Origin of the sequence: Sanguibacter sp. 25GB23B1 (genome assembly GCF_040012415.1) — a bacterium.
In the GTDB taxonomy this organism is placed as follows: domain Bacteria; phylum Actinomycetota; class Actinomycetes; order Actinomycetales; family Cellulomonadaceae; genus Sanguibacter.
Genome location: NZ_JBDYKL010000004.1, coordinates 1 through 22,861 on the forward strand (window position 1 = coordinate 1; position 22,861 = coordinate 22,861).

The window sequence follows — 22,861 nt, forward strand, 5'->3', positions numbered from 1 at the left end:
ACCCACCACCTTCACCCTCAACGGCACCACCTGCAGCTAGCACCACCTGCACCACCCCAGCACAGCACCACCGGTGCACCGCTACGCACGACGACGAACGCTCCCGTCCGTCCCTCGAGAGAGGTGACGGGCGGGAGCGTTCGTCGTGCCAGATGCTCAGGGAGCGGAGGCGCCGGCCTCAGGCACGATCGCGGAGAGCCAGCGGAACGCGGACCGTCCCTGCTGTCAGGAGCGCTGCCCCGAGCATGTGGAGCCCGACGAGGATCTCGGGCAGCCCCGTGAAGTACTGGACATAGCCGATCGCACCCTGCAGGAGGGTGATGACGACGAGGGTGACGAGGACACGACGAGCTCGGGGCGGTGCCGGCCGGGTCCGTGTCACGAGGATCACGACGAGGACCGTCACGGCGAGGAACAACCAGACGGATGCTGAGTGGAGCTGCGTGAAGCGGGCAGGGTCCACCGCGAAGCGGTAGCCGACCTCGCTGTCGCCGGAGTGCGGTCCGGCACCGGTGACGACCACACCGAGCACGAGCACCGGGACGAGCGCCACCTGCAGTGCCGCGGCGGCCAGCCTGGTCCGCGGGTCGACGAGCGGCCGAGGTGGGCCGTCGCCCTCTGTGGCACGGTCGAGGAGCACGGTCGACGCGGCGACGAGCGCCATCGAGATGAGCAGGTGACCACCGACGATCGCCGGGTGGAGGTCCACCAGCACGGTGATGCCGCCGATGACGGCCTGGACCGCAACCCCGACGAGCGGGACCAGGCCGAGGAACCGGAAGGACCGGCTGCGCGACCGGTCGCTCCAGACGAGCACCGCGACCGCGATGGCGATGACTCCGAGCACGCCGGTGAGGGTCCGGTTGCCGAACTCGATGTACGGGTGGAGGTTCGTCGCGTCGTGGAACCGCGGGGTGAACTCGCCCGGCTCGCACATCGGCCACGTCGAGCAGCCCAGGCCCGAGCCGGTGAGGCGGACGGCGCCGCCGGTGACGATGATGGCGATCTGTGCGACGAGGTTGGCGAGGACCACCGGCCGGGTCCAGCGGCGTGCGCGGTCCCACCAGGTCGAGTTCTCGGTCGCGGGCGTCGTCGTCGGTGTGCTCACGCTCCCACGGTAGTCGTGCGTGCGCCGCGGACGGGACCTCGCGGCGTGTGAGATGCGCCGTGCGGGTACGGGCTCAGGTCCACCGGAAGAGCTTGCCCGCACCCCAGCCGAGGGCGGCGGTCCAACCGAGGAGGACGACGACCGAGTACGGCGGGATCGCGCCGTCGAGGAAGGCGCCGCGGACGGCCTCCCCGAGGGCCCCCGAGGGCAGCAGGAGAGCGAGGTGCTCGAGGGCTCCGGGGAGCTGGTCGGCCGGCACGAGGACGGCGCCGCCGACCGTGAGCAGGACGAGCACGACGTTCGCGAGAGCGAGGACCCCCTCCGCGCGGACGGTCCCGGCGAGCAGCATGGCGAGCGAGGTGAACGCCGCGGTGCCGAGGACGAGAGCGATGATCGCCAGCGGGATCCCGACCAGGTCGGGGCGCCAGCCGAGCGCGACGGCTGTTGCGGAGAGGACGACGACCTGGACGACCTCGACGCACAGGACGCCGAGGATCTTCGACACGAGCAGCCCGCTCCGTCCGAGCGGCGTCGTCGACAACAGACGCAGCACACCGTTACGACGGTCGAAGGCGGTGGCGATCGCCTGCGACGTGAAGGCGCAGCTCATGATGGCCAGCGCCAGGACCCCCGGGGTGACGAAGTCGATCCGGCTGGCGCCACCGGTGTCGAGGTCGATGATGCTCGTCTGCGAGAGACCGACGAGGAGCATGACGGGCAGGAGGATGGTGACCATGAGCTGCTCGCCGTTGCGCAGGATCGCGCGGGCCTCGAACATCGTCTGGGCCTTGATCCGCTGCAGCGGCGGCGCTGCCCGCGGTGCGTCGTGGACCACGGTGGGCGTCGAGGAGGGGGTCATCGCAGGGTCCGTCCGGTGAGGTCGAGGAAGACGTCCTCGAGGGTGCGGCGCCCCGCGGACAGGCGCCAGACGAGAAGGTCGCGCTCCGCGCACCACCGGGTGAGCGACGCGATCATCGCGGGGGTGCCCGGTCCGGCGACCGCGTAGCTGCCGGCCTCGCTCTCGTGGACGGTCGCCCCGAGCACGGGGCCCAGGGCGGCGACGTCGATCGCCGGCTCGGTCTGGAACGTCAGCGAGGAGCCGGCGTCGGCCCGGACGAGGTCCCGCGGCGAACCCTCCGCCAGGACCGTCCCGTGGTCGACGATGACGACGTGGTCCGCGAGGTCCTCCGCCTCGTCCATGAGGTGCGTCGTGAGCACGACGCTCGTGCCCTGGTCACGCAGCTCGCGCACGAGCTGCCAGACCGCGTGGCGGCTCTGCGGGTCGAGCCCGGCGCTGGGTTCGTCGAGGAACACGAGCTCGGGGCGTCCGACGAGAGCGGCCGCCATGGCGAGCCGCTGGCGCTGACCACCGGAGAGCCGTCGCACCGTGGTCCGGGCGAAGCCCGCCAGCCCGAGGCGGTCGACGAGGTCCGCGACGTCCCGCGGGTCCGCGTACATGGAGGAGACGTGCTGAAGCATCTCGAGAGCACGCACCGACGTCGGCAGGCCGCCGTCCTGCAGCATCACGCCGACCCGCGCGCGGAGCTCCGCGCCGTCCGTCTCAGGATCGAGTCCGAGGACGCGGACCTCGCCGCCGTCGCGCCGTCGCAGTCCTTCGCAGCACTCGATGGTCGTGGTCTTGCCGGCGCCGTTCGGGCCGAGGACGGCGGTCACCTGGCCGCGGGCGGCGACGAGATCGAGTCCGCGGACGATCTCTCGGCCGTCGTATCGCTTGACGAGGCCGACGATCTCGACGGCTGGAGCGGTGGGGGGCACGGTCGTTGAGTCTAGTGGGCGCGCGCCGAGGCGCCCGCGGTCGAGGCTGCCGACGGGCCCAGGTGAGGGTTTCCTTGCTTGCGGGAATGGATTTAACCAATGAGGATGTTTCCTAATGCAGGACCGACGGAGGGAAGGTGTCATGAACGAGCTCGCCCATGCCTCCACGCCCACCGAGCCTGCCGACCACGAGTCCACCACCCGTGCCCGCGTGCTCCAGCTCATCATCGCCGAGGGACCGGTGACGATCGCGTCGCTCGCCGCCACCCTCCACCTGACCGCCGCCGGCATCCGGCGGCACATCGGGTGTCTCGAGGAGGCCGACCTCGTGACGGTCCGCGAGGTCGGGCGGCGGACCGGGACACGTGGACGACCAGCCAAGGCCTACGTCGCGACCGAGCGGGCCCACGCCGCGCGCAACGGCGAGTACACCGACATCGCGGCCCAGGCGCTGCACTTCATCGAGGAGACGGTCGGGGCGCGAGGCGTCGAGGAGTTCGCGGACAAGCGGCTCGCCGCCTTCGAGGAGCGCTACGCCCCGCGGGTCACCGCGACCGACGTCCGTGGCCGCGTCGAGCAGCTGGCCGAGGCGCTCTCTGCCGACGGTTTCGCCGCGAGCGTGCGGCCGGTCGAGGGAGCGCTCACCGTCCAGCTGTGCCAAGGCCACTGCCCGGTCCAGCACGTCGCGGCGCAGTTCCCCCAGCTGTGCGACGCCGAGTCACGAGTCTTCTCCAGGCTCCTCGGGTCGCACACCCAACGCCTCGTGACCCTCGCCAACGGCGGGCACGTCTGCACCACCAACGTCCCGGTCCTCGCACCCACGCCTCCACCGGTGCCCGGATGAGACCCTCACCCGCACAGTCCTCGGACGCCGTCTCCCGGCAGGCGCCCCGCACACTCCCGACGAACCACAGAACCACACGACACCAACGGCTCGTGGAAGGAAACAGATGAGCGCCCCCACGCAAGACACAGCGAACGCTCCAGCGGCACAGAGCGATGACGAGATCATCGCCTCGATCGGCTCGTACGGCTACGGCTGGCACGACAGCGACGAGGCAGGCCGTCTCGCGCGCCGCGGCGTGGACGAGGACGTCGTCCGCAACATCTCCGCGCTGAAGAACGAGCCCGAGTGGATGCTCAAGCTCCGCCTCAAGTCGCTGCGCCTGTTCGACAAGAAGCCGATGCCGAGCTGGGGCAGCGACCTGTCCGGGATCGACTTCGACAACATCAAGTACTTCGTGCGCTCCACGGAGAAGCAGGCGACGACGTGGGACGACCTCCCCGACGACATCAAGGAGACCTACGACCGTCTCGGCATCCCCGAGGCCGAGAAGCAGCGTCTCGTCTCCGGTGTCGCGGCGCAGTACGAGTCCGAGGTCGTCTACCACCAGATCCGTGAGGACCTGGAGGAGCAGGGCGTCATCTTCGTCGACACCGACACCGGGCTGCGCGAGTACCCGGAGATCTTCGAGCAGTACTTCGGCTCGGTCATCCCCGCCGGCGACAACAAGTTCGCCTCGCTCAACACCGCCGTCTGGTCCGGTGGTTCGTTCGTCTACGTCCCCCCGGGCGTCCACGTCGACATCCCGCTCCAGGCCTACTTCCGCATCAACACGGAGAACATGGGCCAGTTCGAGCGGACGCTCATCATCGCCGACGAGGGCTCGTACGTGCACTACGTCGAGGGCTGCACCGCCCCGATCTACCAGAGCGACTCGCTGCACTCGGCTGTCGTGGAGATCATCGTCAAGAAGAACGCACGCGTGCGCTACACGACCATCCAGAACTGGTCGAACAACGTCTACAACCTCGTCACCAAGCGCGCCACGGCCGCCGAGGGCGCGACGATGGAGTGGGTCGACGGCAACATCGGCTCCAAGGTCACCATGAAGTACCCGGCGATCTACCTCATGGGCGAGCACGCCCGTGGCGAGACGCTGTCGATCGCCTTCGCGGGCGAAGGACAGCACCAGGACGCCGGCGCCAAGATGGTGCACGCCGCGCCGCACACGTCGTCGTCGATCGTCTCGAAGTCGGTCGCCCGCGGAGGTGGCCGCACGTCGTACCGCGGTCTCGTCCAGGTGCTCGAGGGCGCCTCGCACTCCGCCTCGAACGTGCTCTGCGACGCTCTCCTCGTCGACCAGATCTCCCGCTCGGACACGTACCCGTACGTCGACGTCCGCGAGGACGACGTGTCGATGGGCCACGAGGCGACGGTCTCCCGGGTGAGCGAGGACCAGCTCTTCTACCTCATGTCCCGCGGCATGAAGGAGACCGAGGCCATGGCCATGATCGTGCGCGGGTTCGTCGAGCCCATCGCGCGCGAGCTCCCCATGGAGTACGCGCTCGAGCTCAACCGCCTCATTGAACTCCAGATGGAAGGGTCCGTCGGCTGATGACCACCAGCACCACAGATCACGCCCTCGCCGGTGTCGCCGCCGAGGTCCTCAGCACCGACCACACGCGGGCCGTCTCCGACGGTGCGCACACGCACGGCGCCGGGGGAGTGCCCCAGGGTTCCCGCGCCGAGCGGATCTCGTCCTTCGACCCGGACGTCATCGGCGTCCCGAGCGGTCGCGAGGAGGAGTGGCGGTTCTCTCCCGTCGCGAAGCTCGCGCCGCTCTTCGAGCTCGGCCTGAGCACGCACGGCGTGCGGACCACCGTCGTCGAGGCGTCGGAGGTCACGGTCGAGATCGTCGACCGCACCGACGAGCGCCTCGGCCTGGCCGGCAAGCCCGGCGACCGCGCCGCCGTCGCGGCCTGGAACAGCGTCAAGGAAGCGACGATCGTCACGATCCCGTCGCAGGTCGTCGCCTCTTCGGTCACGTCCATCCGGGTCGAGGGCATCGACCTCGCCCCAGCCGCGAGCCACCTGCTCGTGCACGCCGAGGCGCTCAGCGAGTCCGTCGTGGTCCTCGACCACATCGGCTCCGCGCACCTCACCGAGACCGTCGAGGTCGTCGTCGACGACGGCGCGCACCTCACGCTCGTCAGCGTCCAGGACTGGGCGCCCGACGCGGTGCACGCCAGCTCGCACCGCATCCGGCTCGGCCGCGACGCGAAGGTCAAGCACATCGTCGTCACGCTCGGCGGCGACGTCGTGCGCGTCACCCCCGACGCGGAGTTCGCGGGCGAGGGCGGCGACGTCGAGATGATCGGTCTCTACTTCGCCGACGCGGGCCAGCACCAGGAGCACCGCCTGTTCGTCGACCACGCGGTCCCGCGCTGCAAGTCGCGCGTCACCTACAAGGGGGCACTCCAGGGCGCCGGCGCGCACACGGTGTGGGTCGGCGACGTCCTCATCCGCGCCGAGGCCGAGGGCACGGACACGTACGAGCTCAACCGCAACCTCGTCCTCACCGAGGGCGCACGTGCCGACTCCGTCCCCAACCTCGAGATCGAGACCGGTCTCATCGAGGGCGCCGGCCACGCGAGCGCGACTGGACGCTTCGACGACGAGCAGCTCTTCTACCTCCAGGCCCGCGGCATCACCGAGGGCGACGCCCGCCGGCTCGTCGTGCGAGGCTTCTTCGCCGAGCTCATCCACGCCATCGGCGTGGAGGCCATCGAGGAGCGACTGCTCGAGTCGATCGAGGCGGAGCTCGCCAAGTCGATGAGCATCATCGAGGCCGGACCGACGGACGCATGACCGCACAGATCGCCTGCTTCACCGGCGACGTCGGGCCGGCCAGCGCGTTGAAGGTCGAGCTCGACGACGTCGACGGTCGCCCCGTCGAGGTCGCGATCGTCCGCGACGAGGACGGCACCCTCCATGCGATCAACGACATCTGCACCCACGGTGCGGTGTCGCTGTCCGAGGGAGAGGTCGAGGGCTGCCTCATCGAGTGCTGGCTCCACGGCTCGCAGTTCGACCTCCGGACCGGCCAGCCGACCAGCCCGCCCGCCATGCGTCCCGTGGCCGTCTATCCGTTGACCGTCGAGGGCGAGCACGTGCTCGTCGACATCGACTCACCCCTGTCGTCTTCCTGAGGAGAACCCGCAATGTCCACACTTGAGATCCGTGACCTGCACGTGAGCGTCGACACCAAGGAAGGTCCCAAGCAGATCCTGCGCGGGGTCGACCTGACGATCGACAGCGGTCACACGCACGCCATCATGGGGCCGAACGGCTCCGGCAAGTCCACTCTCGCGTACTCGCTCGCCGGGCACCCGAAGTACCAGGTGACGTCCGGGACGGTCACGCTCGACGGCGAGGACGTCCTCGCGATGACCGTCGACGAGCGCGCCCGCGCAGGCATGTTCCTCGCCATGCAGTACCCCGTCGAGGTCCCCGGCGTCTCCGTGTCGAACTTCCTGCGGACCGCCAAGACCGCGATCGACGGCAAGGCGCCCGCGCTGCGCACCTGGGTCAAGGACATGAAGGGGGCCATGGAGAACCTGCGCATGGACCCGTCCTTCGCCGAGCGCTCCGTCAACGAGGGCTTCTCCGGTGGTGAGAAGAAGCGCCACGAGATCCTCCAGATGGAGCTCCTCAACCCGAAGATGGCGATCCTCGACGAGACCGACTCCGGCCTCGACGTCGACGCGCTGCGCGTCGTCTCCGAGGGCGTCAACCGCGTGCGCGCCTCCGGCGAGGTGGGCGTCCTGCTCATCACGCACTACACGCGCATCCTGCGCTACATCACCCCCGACTTCGTGCACGTCTTCGTCGACGGTCGCATCGCTGAAGAGGGTGGACCGGAGCTCGCCGAGCGCCTCGAGAACGAGGGCTACGACCGCTTCCTCACCACGGCGACCGCCTGACGGTCTCCGCTGCACGACGTGATGCACGACGGGAACAGCACGGTGGCGACCCGACCAGGGTCGCCACCAGGAATCGGGTGAAGATGAGTGCGATCGACCAGTCCGTCTCGGTCCTCGCCGGCACGGCGGACGAGGTCCGCAGCGGCACGGACGCGCCCCGGAAGCACGGTGCGTCGTTGAGCGCCACGGAGCTCGCCGCGGTGCGCGCCGACTTCCCCCTGCTGGCGCGCACGGTGCGCGGCGGCAAGCCCCTCGTGTACCTCGACTCCGGCGCGACGTCGCAGAAGCCCGATCCCGTCCTCGACGCGGAGCAGGACTTCTACCTCCAGCGCAACGCCGCCGTGCACCGCGGCGCGCACCAGCTCGCCGAGGAGGCCACCGAGGCGTTCGAGGGAGCCCGGCTCGCCGTCGCGCAGTTCGTCGGCGCCGACCCGGACGAGATCGTCTGGACGTCCAACGCGACGGCAGGCATCAACCTCGTCGCCTACGCGATGTCGAACGCGACGGCGGGACGCGGTGGCGCGGCCGCGGAGCGCTTCGTGCTGCGGCCCGGCGACGAGATCGTCGTCACCGAGGCCGAGCACCACGCCAACCTCGTGCCCTGGCAGGAGCTGGCCGCACGGACAGGTGCCGTGCTGCGCTGGCTCGAGGTGGCCGACGACGGCCGGATCCGCACCGAGCAGGCCGCCACCGTGGTCACGGACCGGACGAAGGTGCTCGCGTTCACCCACGCGTCCAACGTCACCGGCGCCGTGACCGACGTCGCGCCGCTCGTCGCCCGGGCCCGGGCCGTCGGGGCGCTCAGCGTGCTCGACGCGTGCCAGAGCGTGCCGCACATGCCCGTCGACCTCCACGCTCTGGGTGTCGACTTCGCCGTGTTCTCCGGCCACAAGATGCTCGGCCCCACGGGGGTCGGCGCGCTCTACGGGCGCCGTGAGCTCCTCGAGGCCATGCCGCCCGTGACGACCGGCGGGTCCATGGTCGAGGTCGTCACGATGACCGAGACCACCTATGCGCCGCCGCCGCAGCGCTTCGAGGCGGGCACCCAGATGGTCGCGCAGGCCGTCGGGATGGGCGCAGCGGCTCGGTACCTCACCGAGCTCGGCATGGACGCGGTCGCGGCGCACGAGCGTGAGCTCGCCGCCCAGCTGCTGACCATCGGCGATCTGCCCGGCGTGCGGATCATCGGCCCTCTCGACACCGCGGACCGGCTGGCGGTCGTCTCGTTCGTCGTCGACGGCGTGCACTCCCACGACGTGGGGCAGATGCTCGACGACGCCGGGATCGCCGTGCGCGTCGGCCACCACTGCGCGCAGCCGCTCCACCGTCGCTTCGGGGTGGCCGCCTCGGCGCGCGCCTCGGCCTCGGTGTACACCACCGCTGAGGAGATCGACACGTTCCGGGAATCCTTGGGTACGGTCCGCGCGTTCTTCGGATTGACATGAGGAGGCACCACGCATGAGCAGCTCCATGGAAGCCCTGTACCAGCAGGTCATCCTCGACCACGCGAAGGACCCGCAGGGTCGTGGTCTCGTCGACCTCGACCCGGCACGTCCGGGGAGCGAGTCGCACCAGGTGAACCCGACGTGCGGTGACGAGGTCACCATGCGCGTCCAGTTCGCCGAGGGGGCTGGAGGCGAGACCGTCGTCGAGCGGATCAGCTGGGAGGGTCAGGGCTGCAGCATCTCCCAGGCCTCCCTGTCCGTCCTCAACGATCTCGTCACCGGCAAGGACGTCGCCACGAGCGAGCACATCGCCGCCGCGTTCCGCGAGCTCATGGGCTCGCGCGGCAAGGGCATCGACGACGCCCTCGAGGACGAGCTCGGGGACGCCACGGCGTTCACCGGCGTCTCCCAGTTCCCCGCCCGGATCAAGTGCGCGCTCCTCGGCTGGGCCGCGCTGCGCGACACGTTCGCACGGTCGGGAGTTCTGACCGACGGAGCGACCACCACCCCTGCAGCACACCACCACGCGTGAGCACCCATCACCTGAGCACCACCATCGTCTCGGAGGAGAACCCATGAGCAGCGACACAGCGAGCTCGAGCAGCCCGGTGGGCACACCGCCCAACGTGGCCGACATCGAAGAGGCACTGCGCGACGTCATCGACCCCGAGCTCGGGATCAACGTCGTCGACCTCGGCCTCATCTACGGGGTGCTCGTCGACCAGGACAACCACGCCGTCATCGACATGACGCTCACGTCGGCTGCCTGCCCGTTGACGGACGTCATCGAGGAGCAGGCCGGTCAGGCGCTCGACGGCGTCGTCGACGGCTACCGCATCAACTGGGTCTGGATGCCGCCGTGGGGTCCTGAGAAGATCACGCAGGACGGCAAGGACCAGCTGCGCGCGCTGGGCTTCAACGTCTGAGACCGGTCGCTCGCACGCCGAGCGGAGCAGGTGGCAGGGCCCGGACCGTTCGCGGTGCCGGGTCCTGCTGCGTCAGGACCGGCCGGCGAACGGGCACCCGTGGCAGGACGTCGGGGTGAGCCACCGAGGTCGTGGTGCGCAGCTCGGGCACGGTTGCGTGGTCCGGGCGGGCTCGTCCGGACGCTCGGACGCCCGCAGCGGTACCCCGGCGGCCCTGGGCGGACGCTGCGCCTGACCGGCCTCGACCCAGTGGTCGACGAGGGTGTCGGCCAGGTCGTCGGTGATCCCCAGACGTCGGGCGATCGTCGTCGCGCTCGCGCCGGTGCGCAGCTCTCGCAGGACGTCCTCGAGCACGCTCACAGGATCCGACCGACCTGGAAGACGGCGACGGCGAGGAGCCAGGCGACCGAGAGCTGCACGAGCACAGCGATGGCGGTCGTCCGTCCGCCGAGGACGCGGGCCTGCTCGGCGACCGTCGCCAGGCACGGCGTGTAGGCCAGGACGAAGATCATGAACGCTGCGGCGGCCGATCGTGCGTGACCGCCGGACGACTGCTCGAACGTGGCCATGAGCTCGTCACCGAGCGGGCTCGACGGTGCGTCGGGGCTCGGCTCTGCCACCGCGTAGGACTGAGCGAGGCCACCGACGACGACCTCCTTCGCGACGAAGCCGGTCATGAGGGCCGAGGTCGCGTGCCAGTCGCCGAAGCCTGCAGGCGCGAACACCGGTGCCAGGGACTGCGCTGTCGCTCCGTAGGCGCTGTCCTCGACCGGGACCGCACCGACCGTGTGGTTGCCGTGCACGGGGACGGCCAGCAGGACCCACACGACGAGCAGGGTCGCGACGATGATGGCGCCCGCTCCGCGGACGAAGCCCCACGTGCGGATCCAGGTCGCTGCGACGAGCGACCGGAGCCGAGGTCGCTGGTAGCTGGGCAGCACGATGACGAGCGGGGCCGAGCGCACGTCGCGGAAGACCGTCGCTCGGAGGACGAGCCCGGAGGCGACGACGAGGAGGACGCTCACGCCGTACATCGCGAGCACGACGAGCGTCGCGTGCTCCGGGAAGAAGACGGTCGCGAGGAGCACGAAGACCGTGAGCCGAGCGGCGCACGCGGTATAGGGCACGAGCAGGCCGACGAGCAGGCGCTGGCGTCGGTCGGGCAGCGTCCGGGTCGCGGCCAGGGCCGGCACGTTGCACCCGAAACCGACGACGAGGGCGAGCACGGCACGCCCGTCGAGGCCGAGCCGGCGCATCGCACGGTCGGTCACGAGGGCGACCCGGGCGAGGTAGCCGCTGTCGTCGAGCACCGCGATCGCGAGGAACATGAGCCCCATCAAGGGGGCGAAGGACGCGACGGTCGCCACACCGACGAGGACACCGTCGGTGAGCAGACTCTCGAACCATCCACCGTCCCAGCCGGCCCAGCCGAGCACGGCGGAGAGGGCCGCGGCCACGGGACCGCTGACGAGGGTGTCTGCGGCGTCCATGAGGGGGGCAGCGACGGACGTCGCGACCTGGAACAGCCCCCAGAGCACGAGGAGACCGGCGATCATCCCCCAGAGAGGGTTGAGCAGGACGCGGTCGAGACGGTCGGTGAAGGTCACCCGCACACCAGGGCCGGGATGCGCACGCCGGCCGGGCCCTGTCCCGGTTGCCGTCCGGGTGGACGCCGAGAGCGCCGTCTCGTCGAGCACCGTCGTGTCGAGCACCGTGCGGACCCACTCGAACGTCTCCTCGGCGGCGTCCGTCAGCGCGTGCTCGGACCAGTCGGTCCCGGCACCCGGCGGACCGGTCAGGGGCGCGGGGTGGGCGAAGAGATGATCGACCGCCCGGTCGAGCGCGCTCAGGCCCTCGCCGGTGCGCGGGTTGAGCTCGACGACCGGCACCCCGAGCGACCGCTCGAGGGCGGCGGCGTCGATCCCGCGACCACGGGTGCGCGCCACGTCGGCGAACGTCAGCGCCACGACAGCGGGCAGGCGCGTCCGTGCCACCTGGGCCGCGAGATAGACCGACCGTGCCGGCTCGTTCGCGTCGACGACCAGCACGACTGCGTCCGGCGGTTCGCCGTGGGTGCCCGCCACGGTGTCGCGGGTGACGCGCTCGTCCGGTGAGCGGGGGACGAGGGAGTACGCCCCGGGGAGGTCGAGGAGGCGCACCCGGGGTGTCGCGGGCGAGCGGGGGTGCCAGGTTCCGGTGGCGAGCTCGACCGTCGTGCCCGGCGCGTTGCGGACAGCCGCACGGATACCCGTCAGGGTGCCGAACAGCGTGGACTTGCCGACGTTGGGTGTGCCGACGAGAGCGAGCGTGGGTGTGCGTCCGTCCGTCGCGACCCCTGGGCCCGGCGAGGACGTGGGAGAGCAGCTCGGACAGCTCATGGCGTGTCCGTCGCCGGGGCGGACGTGGACGTCGGCCGGGCGATGACGACCACGTCGAGCGCGGCGCACGTGACGTGGTCGACGGCGATCCGGGTAGGGCCGAGCGTGAGGACCCTGCCGCCGAACCCCGCACGGTGGCTGATCTCGAGCACGGCCCCGGCGCCGAGCCCGAGCTCTCGCATCCGCAGTGGATCACCGACGCTGTGCGCGGTCAGCTGCAGCGGGGTGGAGAAGGGGGCGTCGGACAGTCGCATGGCTCGACTCTAGGGACGAGGTAAGCCTAACCTCATGGGACGGAAGTCCTGGAGGTGCGGATGCTCAGAGCGTCGCGGCCTCGAGAGCGTTGCACTGGTCGAAGGTCCCGCCGTCATAGCCGGTGAGGAACCACCGCTGGCGCTGCTCGGCCGAGCCGTGCGTCCAGGCCTCCGGGTCGACCCGCCCCGAGGTCGACTCCTGGATGCGGTCGTCGCCCACCGCCTCGGCCGCCGAGAGGGCGTCGGCGAGCTGTGCGTCCGTGATCGGTTCGAGGAACGGCTGTCCGGTCTCCGGGTCGGGAACCGTCGCTGCGTTGCCCACCCACATGCCGGCGAGGCAGTCCGCCATGAGCTCGATCCGCACCGAGTCGGACTCGGGTCCGGTGCCGGTGCGGTCGGCCGAGCTCATGACGCCGGTGAGCTGCTCGATGTGGTGTCCTACCTCGTGGGCCACGACGTACTGCTGGGCGAGCGCGCCGGACGAGGCACCGAACCGCTCCTGCAGGACGGTGAAGAACTCGACATCGACGTACACGGTGGTGTCCGGCGGGCAGTAGAAGGGGCCGGTGGAGCTCGATGCCGTCCCGCAGGCGGTGTCGACGGTGCCTGAGGAGAAGCTCACAGCTCCGGGCAGCGTGTAGTCCACACCGGTCTGGGCGGGCAGGGCGGTGGCCCAGTACTCGTCGAGGGCGTAGAGGGTCGCCTGGTAGCGGCACTCCGGGTCGGTGTTCGCCTGCTCGGCCGTGCAGTCGAACGTGGTCTCGTTCTGCTCCGCCGTGCTGCCGCTGCTGCCCCCGTTGCCGAGGAGACCGCTGAGATCGACCCCGAGAGCCTGCGAGAGGAGGAAGATCGCGATCGCCGCGACACCGCCGCCGACGGCGACGCCGCCCTTGCCGCCCGCGCGCCTGCGGACCCGTCCGCTCTCGAAGTCTCCACCATCTCGAAATGTCATACGGGGGAGAGTACCGGCGGGGGTCCCACGGTGCTCAGTCGAGGATTCCCCGAGCAGCGAGCGCATCACCCGTGGCGTGCGCACGGGCGACCGTGCGGAGCGCGAACGGCACGAGGAGCGCGCGCGGCTCCCGTTCGAGCCCGCGCGCCCGCGCCGCGTCGCGGACCTCTCCGACGAGCTCGACGAGCGCGGGGATGGTGCGGAGCATGAGCGCGACGGCGAGGGCCAGGACCTCGGGGTCGAGACCGACGCGGCGCAGCGGCCGGGCGCCACGGACGAGGGCGTCGAGCATCCTGTCCGTCCGCGTCGTGGCGGTGACGACCGTCGCGAGCACCACGAGGGCCGTCAGCGTGCTCGCCGTGACGACGGCAGCCGCCCAGCCGCGCGTCCACCACTGGAAGAGCCCGATACCGGCCGCGAGGACCACGAACGGCCCGAGAGCGCGGAGGGTGCCGCGCAGGGGCACGCGCGCGCACGCCAGGAGGGCGAGACTCACCACGAGCGCTCCGAGCGCGACGACCGGCTCGCGGACGAACGTCATCGCGATCGAGACGACAGCGACCGCGCCGAACTTCCAGCCCGGCGGGACGGCGTGCAGCCACGTGGCGCGCGGGGAGTACAGGCCGAGGGGCCCGGTCCAGGCGGGGCGGACCGGGCGGCGCCGTCCCCGGCGTCCCCGGCCGCCTGCGGCGCGCTCGGCGCGCCCGCTCATGCTGGCGTGCCCATGAGAGCCCGGTAGTGAGCGACGGCCGTGCGGGCCTCGCCGTCGAACACCACGCTGCCCTCGTCGACGACGAGCACCCGGTCGGCCAGCAGCGCCGCGTCGAGGTCGTGGGTGACGTGCACGACCTGCTGGTCGAGAGCAGCGAGAAGTGCGGTGATCGTCGTCCGCCAGCGCAGGTCGAGCAGGGTGGTGGGCTCGTCGCACACGAGGATGGACGGCTCCGTGGCGAGGACGCCGGCGAGCGCGAGGAGCTGCTTCTGCCCGCCGGAGAGCGCGTGGACGCTCACGTCGGCGAGGTGGTCGAGAGAGTATCGGGCGAGGATCGCCCGCGCCCGGTCCGTGCGCTCCCGGCCGCGGAGGCCGAGGCGCCGCAGGGAGAGAGCAACGTCTTCCAGCGGGGTGGGCATGACGATCTGGGAGTCGGCGTCGCTGAAGACGAAGCCGACGCGTCGGCGCACGGCGGCCCCGTCGTCGTGGGAGTCGAGGCCGTCGACGCGGACGTACCCCGTGGTCGGGAGGGCGAGGCCGTTGACCAGCCGGGCGAGCGTCGACTTCCCCGAGCCGTTGGCGCCGATGATGCTCACCCGACGCTCGGTGAGGGTGAGCGTGGTGGGGGAGAGGATCGTCACCTCACCCGAGGGCCCTTCGACGCAGACGCTCGCTGCGTCGAGCTCGATCATCGCTCAGCGCGACCGTGCGGACAGTGCCGGGAACGCACGGACCACGGCGGTCGCGACGACGGCGGCCGCGGCGCACTTCACGAGGTCGCCCGGGATGAAGACCGCGTCCGCGACGATCGCCTCGGTGAGCGACAGGTTCGCGCGCCACACCATGCCGAGGATGCCGAGCGGGTGGATGGTGGCGAAGCTCGCACCGAGGCAGGCGGCGAAGGTCAGGACCGTGCGTCGTGTGCGGCTCACCTGGGCGGGGATGCGTGAGACGAGGTAGCCGGCGAGCATCGCCGCGAGCGGGAAGGCCACGAGATACCCGGTCGACGGGCCGGCGAACACACCGGGACCGGACCGACCGCCGGAGAAGATCGGGACGCCCGCGACGGCGACGGCGAGGTAGAGGAGGATCGCGAGGCCGGCCCGGCGCCACCCGAGGACGGCGCCGGTGAGCAGGACCGCGAACGTCTGCAGGGTGATGGGGACGAGCCCGGCGCCCACGGTGATCGCCGGCAGGAGGGCGCACGCCGCGACGAGCGCCGCGAACGTCGAGACGAGCGCGACGTCCCGGCCGGGAGACGCAGCCGTCAGCTCACGGCGGACGGGTTCCCGTTCGACGGTCTTCGGACCGGTCGGTCCGGCGTCGCTCGGGGACGGGGTGGGCGTCGTGCGCACCGTGCTGCTCGTCATCGTTCTCCCACGGGTCTCGGCGGCTGGCGCCTCGGATGATGGTGAGCCCACGGTGCCCTCTCGACGCGCGTCACACGCGTGATGGGTCACAGTGGTGCCTCGAGAAGGCTATCCGCCCATAGGATTGGAGGCGTTTGTGCCCGCCCCCAAGTCTTGTGGGCATCCTACGGAGGAAACCTCAGTGATCTCTGCCCACGCCGTTGAACTACGGGTCGGCGCCCGCGTCCTCCTCGAAGAGGCTACCTTCCGCATCGCTGCGGGAGACCGGATCGGCCTCGTCGGCCGCAACGGAGCCGGAAAGACCACGCTCACCAAGGCGCTGGCGGGAGAGACGCTGCCCACGGCCGGTTCGATCACGCGCGCGGGCGACATCGGCTACCTGCCCCAGGACCCGCGCACCGGCGACATGGAGATGATCGCCATGGACCGCGTGCTCTCCGCGCGGAACCTCGACAAGCTCGTGCGCCAGATGCGCGACACCGAGGGCGAGATGGCCAGCGCGGACGACGAGACGCAGCAGGCCGCCATGGACCGGTACCCCGGCCTCGAGGAACGCTTCACCGCCGCCGGTGGCTACGCCGCCGAGAGCGAGGCGGAGCGCATCGCGTCCAACCTCGGGCTCGACGAGCGTGTCCTCGGCCAGAAGATCGGCACGCTCTCCGGTGGCCAGCGTCGCCGTGTCGAGCTCGCGCGCATCCTCTTCTCCGGCGTCGGCACGCTCCTCCTCGACGAGCCGACCAACCACCTCGACGCCGACTCGATCACGTGGCTGCGCGACTACCTCAAGAACTACGCCGGCGGGTTCGTCGTCATCAGCCACGACAACGACCTCATGCGCGAGACCGTCAACAAGGTGTTCCACCTCGACGCCAACCGTGGCGAGCTCGACCAGTACGCGCTCGGCTGGGACGCCTACCTGCTCCAGCGGGAGACGGACGAACGACGCCGCCGACGCGAGCGCGCCAACGCTGAGAAGAAGGCGTCCGTCCTCATGGTCCAGGCCGAGAAGATGCGCGCCAAGGCCACGAAGGCCGTCGCTGCGCAGAACATGATCCGCCGCGCCGAGCGCATGCTCTCCTCGCTCGAGGGCGAGCGCGTGAGCGACAAGGTCGCGAAGCTGCGCTTCCCCACGCCCGCACCCTGCGGAAAGACGCCGCTCACCGCGTCCGGGCTGAGCAAGGCCTACGGGTCCCAAGAGGTCTTCACCGGGGTGGACCTGGCGATCGACCGGGGGAGCCGGGTCGTCATCCTCGGGTTCAACGGTGCGGGCAAGACGACGCTGCTGCGCATCCTCGCGGGCGTGGAGGAGTCCGACACGGGGGCTGTGCACCCGGGGCACGGGCTCAAGCTCGGCTACTACGCCCAGGAGCACGAGACGCTCGACATGAACCTCACCGTCGTGGAGAACCTGCGCCACAGCGCGCCGGACCTCTCCGACGTCGAGGTGCGCTCGACCCTCGGGTCGTTCCTCTTCTCCGGAGACGACGCGCACAAGCCGACGAACGTGCTGTCCGGTGGTGAGAAGACGAGGCTCGCGCTCGCAGCCCTCGTCGTCTCGTCTGCGAACGTCCTCCTGCTCGACGAGCCGACGAACAACCTCGACCCGGCGTCGCGTGCCGAGATCCTCGGAGCCCTGAAGAACTACGAGGGTGCCGTGGTCATGGTGACCCACGACAGCGGTGCGGTCGAGGCGCTCGCCCCCGAGCGTGTCCTCCTGCTGCCCGACGGTGACGAGGACCTCTGGAACGACTCCTACGCGGAGCTCATCGAGCTCGCCTGAGCAGGCGCTCGAGGCTCGACCGACGCCGTCCCTCCTGCGAGAGGGGCGGCGTCGGTGCGTACGGGACGCCTGCGCGTCGGGCACGATGGTGACCATGACCATCCTCGACAGACTGACCAGCGACCTGACCACGAGCATGAAGGCCCGCGACTCCTTCCGGACCAACACCCTGCGCCAGATGATCGCCGCGCTGCGCACCGCGGAGAAGGCGGGCAGGACGGCGCACGAGCTGTCCGAGCGCGAGGCTGAGGCCGTCCTCACCAGCGAGGTGAAGAAGCGCCGCGAGAGCGCCCAGATCTACACCGAGGCCGGTGCCGACGAGCGTGCCACGACAGAGACCACAGAGGCGGACCTCATCGAGAGCTACCTGCCGGCGGTCCTGACCGAGGCCCAGCTCGACGCCGTCGTCGCCGAGGCGATCGCCTCGACCGGAGCGACGACGCCCAAGCAGATGGGACTGGTCATCAAGGCCGCCAACACGGCAGCGGTCGGTCTCGGCCGCGTCGACGGCAAGACGCTCTCCCAGAAGGTGCGTGACGCGCTCCAGGGCTGAGCACGAGGTCAGCGCGTGTGCTGGGCCTCGATGAGTGCGTCCTCGATCTCTTCGGCACTCGGCGTCCGGGGCGACCCGTCGCGGCGCGTCCGCGCGCCGCGGCCGCCCGGTTCAGGGGTGCCTGCGGTGGCGAAGGGGTGCTCCGCCCCGTCCAGCTCGACGAGGACCTGCTCGTGACGCTCGCGGCGCAGGAGGATGATCACGCCGGCGACGCCGCCGACGGCGAACACGAGCCACTGGAACGTGTAGGAGAGGTGCGATCCCGGGTCGGTGTCGGGCTTCGGCAGGCGGAAGACCTGCTCGACAGGCCTCGGGTCCTCCGAGACGAGAGACCCGTACGCGTCGTACGCGAGTCCGTCCGCCCACGCGCCACCGCCGGACCCTGCGGCGAGGACCTGCTGCACGTTGATCGCCTGGACCTGGCCCTGCGGGGCACCGCGCGTGGAGGCGACCTCGTCCGCCCGCAGCCGTACCGTGATCGTCACGTCGCCCGTCGGCGGGGCAGGGACGGATCCGGGGCCTGCGCTGCCGGCGTCGTACTGCAGCCAGCCTCGGTTCACCACGAGGACCGTCCCGACGTCGGTGACGAAGGGCACGAGGACGTGGAAGGACGCCTGGCCGTTGACAGGTCGGTTGCGCAGGAGCGCGGTGCGGTCCGGCTCGTACCGTCCGTGGACGGTCACCGACCGCCACACGTCGTCCGGGTCCACACCGGCTCCGGGGGCAGGGAGCAGCTCCTCGAGCGGGACGGGCTCGGACGCGTAGTTCGCCTCGACGACCTCGATCGCGGCGGTGCGTGCGACGTGGCGCTCCCACTGCCAGCGAGACGCCGCGAGGCACCCGAGGACGAGGAGGAGGACGCCGACCCAGAGGACGACCCACTGTCGGACGGTCCGTGCGGGGGCCGCCGCCCCGCCGGCCTGGGCGGAACCCGGCTGCGTGGTGCTCACGGTCAAGGAGCGGTCCGGTCGAGGTCGCTCACCGGCACCGTCGACCGGAGGAAGCTCCGCGCCCCGAGGAACGTCTCGAGGTGCTCCCGGTGGTCGTCGCACGCGAGCCACACCTTGCGACGCTCGGGCGTGTGGATCTTCGGGTTGTTCCACAGCAGGCCCCAGGCGGCCTCGGCACGGCATCCCTTGCCGCTGCAGACGAGCTCGTCGTCCGAGACGGGGTCTGCGAGTCCGAGAAGATCAGGCACGGTCGCCTCCTGCGGTGTACGGGCCCGCGCCGGTCACGGCAGGCGCGGTCGGGGCGCCGGGCAGCTGGCGTCCGTAGTCCAGCGGGGGGAGGTCGTCGTCGCGTCGCTCCCGGCCGGAGTTCGCCTCGACGACCGCGATGTACGGGAGGATGACCGCTCCGAGGAGCAGTGCCCACATGAGGATCCCGTCGACGAACACGGCACCGATGAAGCACGCCATGCGGATCCCCATCTGGAGGAGGTAGCGCTTGACCCGTCGTGACTGGTCGTCGCTGAGAGAGTCCGCCGCAGAGGTGATGCGGTAGACCTCGGGCGCCTGCCGGGCGTCCGTGCCGTCGTCGGTGCCCGCGCCGCCTCCGGCACGGCGACCGAGCCAGGTCGAGCCACGTGTGTTCACCCCCCGAGTTTACGCGCGATACCGCACTGTCGTCGGTGCGAGGAGGGTGTGAGGCATCCCACCGCCGCAGGTGCATCCGGACCAGATGTGTAAGGTTCCCACTAGCCCCCATCTCAAGATGCAGTGAATCCTGCGCGCACTGAGGGTGACGGGTCCGTTAACGTCTTTAACCGCACGACGAGCACGATGCTCGTCTCGCGCTGCGCTCACCGAGCCCCGCGCGCAAGAGCATGATCGACGAGGAGGACCCGTGGCTCCGGCTGAGGGAAACGAGAAGACGTCCCGGGTCGTCCTGGTGACGGGCGCCAACCGTGGGATCGGCCGCGCCATCGCCGAGCGCTTCGTGGCGGCGGGCGACCGCGTGGCGACGATCTACCGGTCCGGTGACCTGCCTGCCGGGGTGTTCGGTGCGGTCGGCGACATCACCGACACTGCCGCGGTCGACGCGGCGTTCACGGCGATCGAGGCCGAGCTCGGCCCGGTCGAGGTCCTCGTCGCCAACGCCGGCGTCACCCGCGACCAGCTCCTCATGCGCATGACGGACGAGGAGTTCGAGAACGTCGTCGACGTCAACCTCACCGGCACGTTCCGCTGCGTGCGCCGTGCGTCCAAGGGGATGATCAGGGCCCGCAGCGGCCGCATCGTCCTCATCTCGTCCGTCGTCGGTCTCTACGGGGGCGCCGGCCAGGTCAACTACGCGGCGTCGAAGTCCGCGCTCGTCGGGATGGCGCGCTCCATCACCCGCGAGCTGGGCGGGCGCAACATCACGGCGAACGTCGTGACCCCGGGGTTCATCGACACCGCGATGACGGCCGCGCTGCCGGACGAGCGCCAGGCCGCCTACAAGGCACTCATCCCGGCGGGCCGGTTCGCGCAGCCCGACGAGGTCGCCGCGGTCGTGCAGTTCCTCGCGTCGCCGGACGCCGGCTACATCAACGGCGCCGTCGTCCCCGTGGACGGCGGACTGGGCATGGGCCACTAGCGCACGACACGACACGTTCTCAGCGCGGCACCGACGGTGGCCGCGCCAGTACTCTCATGGGTGGGGCAGCGTCGTTCGTCACCCCGCTCCACCACCGACGGAAGGACAACGATGGGTCTGCTCGAAGGCAAGAAGCTGCTCGTGACAGGAGTGCTCACCGATCACTCGATCGCATTCCACGTGGCGCGCCTGGCGCAGCAGGAAGGCGCCGAGGTCGTCCTCACCTCGTTCGGACGGCAGTTCCGCCTCACGCAGGCGATCGCGAAGCGTCTCCCCGAGGCGGCTCCCGTGGTGGAGCTCGACATCACCTCCGCCGAGGACCTGGCCGCGCTCGAGGGGCGCGTGCGTGAGCACACGGACCACCTCGACGGCGTCGTGCACTCCATCGGCTTCGCCCCGCAGTCCGTCATGGGCGGCAACTTCCTCTCGGGCGAGTGGCCCGACGTCGCTACCGCGCTCGAGGTCTCGGCGTACTCGCTCAAGTCCCTCGCGGTCTCGACGCTCCCGCTGCTGTCCTCCGGCGGCTCGATCGTCGGCTTGACGTTCGACGCGCGCTACGCCTGGCCGGTCTACGACTGGATGGGCGTCGCGAAGGCTGCTTTCGAGTCGACCTCCCGCTACCTGGCGCGCGACCTCGGCCCGTCCGGCATCCGCGTCAACCTCGTCTCTGCCGGTCCGATCCGGACCACGGCTGCGAAGTCGATTCCGGGCTTCGAGAAGATGGAGGGCGGCTGGCCGGAGCGCGCACCGCTCGGCTGGGACCAGCACAACCCGGAGCCCACCGCACGCGCTGTCGCTGCGCTGCTCTCCGACTGGTTCCCTGCGACCACCGGGGAGATCGTCCACGTGGACGGCGGCGTCCACGCGATGGGCCTGTGACCTCGACGGTGCAGGACCCCTCCACCCGTCGTCTGGTGCTCCTGCGCCACGCGAAGGCGGAGCCGGGCGGGCGTGTGTCCGACGAGCTGCGGCCGCTCGCGCTGCCTGGTCGCAAGCAGGCGCTGCGGGTCGGCACGGCACTCGCGGGGCTCGGTCTGGTTCCCGAGAGGGTCCTGTGCTCCGACGCGGTGCGCACACGCCAGACCTGGGACCTCCTCCGGCCGGGTCTCGGCGACGTCTCCCCGGACGTGACCGTGACCGGCGAGATCTACTCGGCGGGCGTCGAGGACATCGTCCGGCTCGTCCGCGAGTCCGAGGAGCCGGTCCGGACGCTGCTCGTCGTCGGTCACGAGCCGGTCATGTCGGCCGTCGCCGCTCGTCTGGCAGGGCCGGGGTCGGACTCGGCGGGCCTCGCCCAGGTGCGCGTCGGCGTGCAGACCGCGACGTACGTCGTGCTCGAGGCTCAGCTGCCGTGGGCCGACTGGGCGGCTGAGACCGCGGTGCTCACGCACCTCGGGCGCCCCGAGTCCTGAGAGCTCACGCCGTCCGGGCGGTTCACGCCGCGTCGATGACCTCGAGCACGGCGTCCAGGCGGGGTCCGTCCACCGCGAACGGGGCCTGCTCCCGCACCACGGGCTTCGCGGCGAAAGCGATCCCGATCCCTGCGGCGGCGATCATGTCGAGGTCGTTCGCGCCGTCGCCGACGGCGATGGTGCGCTCGAGGGGGATGTCTGCCGCGGCGGCGAGCTCCCGGAGTGTCTGGGCCTTGTAGGCGCGGTCGACGACCTGGCCTGTCGTCCGGCCGGTGAGGATCCCGTCGGCGACCTCGAGCTGGTTCGCGCGGAAGAGCGTGATGCCGAGCTCGGCGGCGAGCGGGGCGACGATCTCCTCGAAGCCGCCCGAGACGAGGGCGACGAGCCATCCCCGACGGTGGCACTCGGCGACGAGCTCGCGTGCGCCGGGCGTGAACGTCGCCCGCTCGCGAACCTCGGCGAGCGCTGCGACCGGGACGCCGGCGAGGGTGGCCACCCGTTCGCGCAGCGAGGCGGCGAAGTCGAGCTCTCCGCGCATCGCACGCTCGGTGATCTCGGCGACCTCGGCGCGCGTCCCGGCGTGCTCGGCGATGAGCTCGATCACCTCCTGGGAGATGAGTGTGGAGTCGACGTCCATGACGAGGAGGCGTCGGGGCCCCCAGGTCTCGGCGCCTGCTCCTGAGGGTGGTCCTGGTGGGTCCTGCGCAACGGGTCCGGTCACCGCGCCAGCGTAGACGCACGACCGGGCGCTCCCGCGCTGCGACCACGACACGGACACGTCGGTGTGCCGTGAGGGTCGCAGCGCAGGAGCGCCCGGGCGGTGGAGCGGGGTGCTGCTGGTCGAGGTGCTG

At 71.0% G+C, this 22,861-nt stretch carries 27 protein-coding genes; 13 read left to right on the plus strand and 14 right to left on the minus strand.

Features of this window, described 5'->3' with window-relative positions:
- Positions 1-178: 178 nt before the first annotated feature.
- The 3 genes from ABKW26_RS03695 to ABKW26_RS03705 form a co-directional block, all read right to left on the minus strand.
- On the minus strand, positions 179-1,108 hold the full coding sequence (locus ABKW26_RS03695) for a COX15/CtaA family protein (protein WP_348591089.1): 930 nt from the start codon (positions 1,106-1,108) through the stop codon (positions 179-181).
- Between the two features lie 73 nt (positions 1,109-1,181).
- Positions 1,182-1,967: an ABC transporter permease gene (locus ABKW26_RS03700; protein WP_348591090.1), complete on the minus strand. Its 786-nt coding sequence runs from the start codon at positions 1,965-1,967 to the stop codon at positions 1,182-1,184.
- A complete protein-coding gene (locus tag ABKW26_RS03705) occupies positions 1,964-2,884 on the minus strand; it encodes an ABC transporter ATP-binding protein (protein ID WP_348591091.1) in 921 nt (306 codons plus the stop codon). The genes ABKW26_RS03700 and ABKW26_RS03705 overlap by 4 nt, the downstream gene beginning before the upstream one ends.
- A 142-nt stretch (positions 2,885-3,026) precedes the next feature.
- Between ABKW26_RS03705 and ABKW26_RS03710 the strand changes: the two genes are divergently transcribed.
- From ABKW26_RS03710 to ABKW26_RS03745, 8 genes are all read left to right on the plus strand, one after another.
- Positions 3,027-3,728, plus strand: coding sequence for a helix-turn-helix domain-containing protein (locus ABKW26_RS03710; protein WP_348591092.1), 702 nt, complete (start codon positions 3,027-3,029; stop codon positions 3,726-3,728).
- A 106-nt stretch (positions 3,729-3,834) separates the two neighbouring features.
- A complete protein-coding gene (gene sufB / locus ABKW26_RS03715) occupies positions 3,835-5,283 on the plus strand; it encodes a Fe-S cluster assembly protein SufB (protein ID WP_348591093.1) in 1,449 nt (482 codons plus the stop codon).
- Positions 5,283-6,536 (plus strand): Fe-S cluster assembly protein SufD, encoded by a 1,254-nt coding sequence (sufD, locus tag ABKW26_RS03720; RefSeq protein WP_348591094.1) that lies wholly within the window; start codon positions 5,283-5,285, stop codon positions 6,534-6,536. Before sufB ends, sufD begins: the two co-directional genes overlap by 1 nt.
- Positions 6,533-6,877, plus strand: a complete 345-nt coding sequence (locus ABKW26_RS03725; RefSeq protein ID WP_348591095.1) for a non-heme iron oxygenase ferredoxin subunit — start codon at positions 6,533-6,535, stop codon at positions 6,875-6,877. The genes sufD and ABKW26_RS03725 overlap by 4 nt, the downstream gene beginning before the upstream one ends.
- A gap of 12 nt (positions 6,878-6,889) precedes the next feature.
- A complete protein-coding gene (sufC, locus tag ABKW26_RS03730) occupies positions 6,890-7,651 on the plus strand; it encodes a Fe-S cluster assembly ATPase SufC (protein WP_348591096.1) in 762 nt (253 codons plus the stop codon).
- Between the two features lie 83 nt (positions 7,652-7,734).
- Positions 7,735-9,096 carry a SufS family cysteine desulfurase gene (locus ABKW26_RS03735; protein ID WP_348591097.1) on the plus strand — a complete coding sequence of 454 codons (1,362 nt, stop codon included), beginning with the start codon at positions 7,735-7,737 and terminating at the stop codon, positions 9,094-9,096.
- A gap of 13 nt (positions 9,097-9,109) precedes the next feature.
- Positions 9,110-9,628 carry a Fe-S cluster assembly sulfur transfer protein SufU gene (sufU, locus tag ABKW26_RS03740; protein ID WP_348591098.1) on the plus strand — a complete coding sequence of 173 codons (519 nt, stop codon included), beginning with the start codon at positions 9,110-9,112 and terminating at the stop codon, positions 9,626-9,628.
- 43 nt (positions 9,629-9,671) lie between these two features.
- Positions 9,672-10,022: a metal-sulfur cluster assembly factor gene (locus ABKW26_RS03745; protein WP_348591099.1), complete on the plus strand. Its 351-nt coding sequence runs from the start codon at positions 9,672-9,674 to the stop codon at positions 10,020-10,022.
- 72 nt (positions 10,023-10,094) lie between these two features.
- Here ABKW26_RS03745 and ABKW26_RS03750 read toward each other — a convergent pair whose 3' ends face one another.
- The 7 genes from ABKW26_RS03750 to ABKW26_RS03780 all read right to left on the minus strand — a co-directional run bounded on the left by ABKW26_RS03750 (position 10,095) and on the right by ABKW26_RS03780 (position 15,688).
- Positions 10,095-10,376: a hypothetical protein gene (locus ABKW26_RS03750; protein WP_348591100.1), complete on the minus strand. Its 282-nt coding sequence runs from the start codon at positions 10,374-10,376 to the stop codon at positions 10,095-10,097.
- Positions 10,377-10,378: 2 nt separating this feature from the next.
- Entirely contained in the window at positions 10,379-12,400 is a 2,022-nt protein-coding gene (gene feoB / locus ABKW26_RS03755) for a ferrous iron transport protein B (protein WP_348591101.1), read from the minus strand.
- The gene (locus tag ABKW26_RS03760; protein ID WP_348591102.1) at positions 12,397-12,654 is read right to left on the minus strand and encodes a ferrous iron transport protein A; all 258 of its coding nucleotides are present in this window, start codon (positions 12,652-12,654) and stop codon (positions 12,397-12,399) included. The genes feoB and ABKW26_RS03760 overlap by 4 nt, the downstream gene beginning before the upstream one ends.
- Positions 12,655-12,718: 64 nt before the next feature.
- A complete protein-coding gene (locus ABKW26_RS03765) occupies positions 12,719-13,606 on the minus strand; it encodes a neutral zinc metallopeptidase (RefSeq protein WP_348591103.1) in 888 nt (295 codons plus the stop codon).
- 34 nt (positions 13,607-13,640) lie between these two features.
- On the minus strand, positions 13,641-14,318 hold the full coding sequence (locus tag ABKW26_RS03770; protein ID WP_348591104.1) for an energy-coupling factor transporter transmembrane protein EcfT: 678 nt from the start codon (positions 14,316-14,318) through the stop codon (positions 13,641-13,643).
- A complete protein-coding gene (locus ABKW26_RS03775) occupies positions 14,315-15,010 on the minus strand; it encodes an ABC transporter ATP-binding protein (protein WP_348591105.1) in 696 nt (231 codons plus the stop codon). Before ABKW26_RS03775 ends, ABKW26_RS03770 begins: the two co-directional genes overlap by 4 nt.
- Positions 15,011-15,013: 3 nt before the next feature.
- The gene (locus ABKW26_RS03780) at positions 15,014-15,688 is read right to left on the minus strand and encodes a biotin transporter BioY (RefSeq protein WP_348591106.1); all 675 of its coding nucleotides are present in this window, start codon (positions 15,686-15,688) and stop codon (positions 15,014-15,016) included.
- A 181-nt stretch (positions 15,689-15,869) separates the two neighbouring features.
- Between ABKW26_RS03780 and ABKW26_RS03785 the strand changes: the two genes are divergently transcribed.
- Positions 15,870-17,468, plus strand: a complete 1,599-nt coding sequence (locus ABKW26_RS03785) for an ABC-F family ATP-binding cassette domain-containing protein (RefSeq protein WP_348591107.1) — start codon at positions 15,870-15,872, stop codon at positions 17,466-17,468.
- Between the two features lie 94 nt (positions 17,469-17,562).
- Complete coding sequence (locus tag ABKW26_RS03790) at positions 17,563-18,021, plus strand: GatB/YqeY domain-containing protein (RefSeq protein ID WP_348591108.1); 459 nt, start codon at positions 17,563-17,565, stop codon at positions 18,019-18,021.
- A gap of 8 nt (positions 18,022-18,029) precedes the next feature.
- Here ABKW26_RS03790 and ABKW26_RS03795 read toward each other — a convergent pair whose 3' ends face one another.
- From ABKW26_RS03795 to ABKW26_RS03805, 3 genes are read right to left on the minus strand one after another with little or no spacing between them, the layout of a single operon-like run.
- On the minus strand, positions 18,030-18,971 hold the full coding sequence (locus tag ABKW26_RS03795) for an SURF1 family protein (protein WP_348591109.1): 942 nt from the start codon (positions 18,969-18,971) through the stop codon (positions 18,030-18,032).
- 2 nt (positions 18,972-18,973) lie between these two features.
- Positions 18,974-19,219 (minus strand): hypothetical protein, encoded by a 246-nt coding sequence (locus ABKW26_RS03800; RefSeq protein WP_348591110.1) that lies wholly within the window; start codon positions 19,217-19,219, stop codon positions 18,974-18,976.
- Positions 19,212-19,616 (minus strand): DUF3099 domain-containing protein, encoded by a 405-nt coding sequence (locus ABKW26_RS03805; RefSeq protein WP_348591111.1) that lies wholly within the window; start codon positions 19,614-19,616, stop codon positions 19,212-19,214. The genes ABKW26_RS03800 and ABKW26_RS03805 overlap by 8 nt, the downstream gene beginning before the upstream one ends.
- Before the next feature lie 250 nt (positions 19,617-19,866).
- On the opposite strand from ABKW26_RS03805, the gene fabG reads away from it, so the two are divergent.
- The 3 genes from fabG (at position 19,867) to ABKW26_RS03820 (ending at position 22,010) form a co-directional block, all read left to right on the plus strand.
- A complete protein-coding gene (gene fabG, locus ABKW26_RS03810) occupies positions 19,867-20,598 on the plus strand; it encodes a 3-oxoacyl-ACP reductase FabG (RefSeq protein WP_348591112.1) in 732 nt (243 codons plus the stop codon).
- A gap of 111 nt (positions 20,599-20,709) precedes the next feature.
- On the plus strand, positions 20,710-21,477 hold the full coding sequence (gene fabI / locus ABKW26_RS03815) for an enoyl-ACP reductase FabI (RefSeq protein ID WP_348591113.1): 768 nt from the start codon (positions 20,710-20,712) through the stop codon (positions 21,475-21,477).
- Complete coding sequence (locus ABKW26_RS03820; protein ID WP_348591114.1) at positions 21,474-22,010, plus strand: histidine phosphatase family protein; 537 nt, start codon at positions 21,474-21,476, stop codon at positions 22,008-22,010. Before fabI ends, ABKW26_RS03820 begins: the two co-directional genes overlap by 4 nt.
- Before the next feature lie 22 nt (positions 22,011-22,032).
- Here the strand turns inward: ABKW26_RS03820 and serB are convergent, their stop codons facing one another.
- On the minus strand, positions 22,033-22,647 hold the full coding sequence (serB, locus tag ABKW26_RS03825; protein WP_348591255.1) for a phosphoserine phosphatase SerB: 615 nt from the start codon (positions 22,645-22,647) through the stop codon (positions 22,033-22,035).
- Positions 22,648-22,861: the final 214 nt, after the last annotated feature.

Coding starts and splice junctions, on each gene's coding strand:
- ABKW26_RS03700 (WP_348591090.1), bottom strand. CDS start 1,967: ATGACCCCCTCCTCGACGCCCACCGTGGTCCACGACGCACCGCGGGCA.
- ABKW26_RS03710 (WP_348591092.1), top strand. CDS start 3,027: ATGAACGAGCTCGCCCATGCCTCCACGCCCACCGAGCCTGCCGACCAC.
- sufB (WP_348591093.1), top strand. CDS start 3,835: ATGAGCGCCCCCACGCAAGACACAGCGAACGCTCCAGCGGCACAGAGC.
- sufD (WP_348591094.1), top strand. CDS start 5,283: ATGACCACCAGCACCACAGATCACGCCCTCGCCGGTGTCGCCGCCGAG.
- ABKW26_RS03725 (WP_348591095.1), top strand. CDS start 6,533: ATGACCGCACAGATCGCCTGCTTCACCGGCGACGTCGGGCCGGCCAGC.
- sufC (WP_348591096.1), top strand. CDS start 6,890: ATGTCCACACTTGAGATCCGTGACCTGCACGTGAGCGTCGACACCAAG.
- ABKW26_RS03735 (WP_348591097.1), top strand. CDS start 7,735: ATGAGTGCGATCGACCAGTCCGTCTCGGTCCTCGCCGGCACGGCGGAC.
- sufU (WP_348591098.1), top strand. CDS start 9,110: ATGAGCAGCTCCATGGAAGCCCTGTACCAGCAGGTCATCCTCGACCAC.
- ABKW26_RS03745 (WP_348591099.1), top strand. CDS start 9,672: ATGAGCAGCGACACAGCGAGCTCGAGCAGCCCGGTGGGCACACCGCCC.
- feoB (WP_348591101.1), bottom strand. CDS start 12,400: ATGAGCTGTCCGAGCTGCTCTCCCACGTCCTCGCCGGGCCCAGGGGTC.
- ABKW26_RS03760 (WP_348591102.1), bottom strand. CDS start 12,654: ATGCGACTGTCCGACGCCCCCTTCTCCACCCCGCTGCAGCTGACCGCG.
- ABKW26_RS03765 (WP_348591103.1), bottom strand. CDS start 13,606: ATGACATTTCGAGATGGTGGAGACTTCGAGAGCGGACGGGTCCGCAGG.
- ABKW26_RS03770 (WP_348591104.1), bottom strand. CDS start 14,318: ATGAGCGGGCGCGCCGAGCGCGCCGCAGGCGGCCGGGGACGCCGGGGA.
- ABKW26_RS03775 (WP_348591105.1), bottom strand. CDS start 15,010: ATGATCGAGCTCGACGCAGCGAGCGTCTGCGTCGAAGGGCCCTCGGGT.
- ABKW26_RS03780 (WP_348591106.1), bottom strand. CDS start 15,688: ATGACGAGCAGCACGGTGCGCACGACGCCCACCCCGTCCCCGAGCGAC.
- ABKW26_RS03790 (WP_348591108.1), top strand. CDS start 17,563: ATGACCATCCTCGACAGACTGACCAGCGACCTGACCACGAGCATGAAG.
- fabI (WP_348591113.1), top strand. CDS start 20,710: ATGGGTCTGCTCGAAGGCAAGAAGCTGCTCGTGACAGGAGTGCTCACC.
- serB (WP_348591255.1), bottom strand. CDS start 22,647: ATGGACGTCGACTCCACACTCATCTCCCAGGAGGTGATCGAGCTCATC.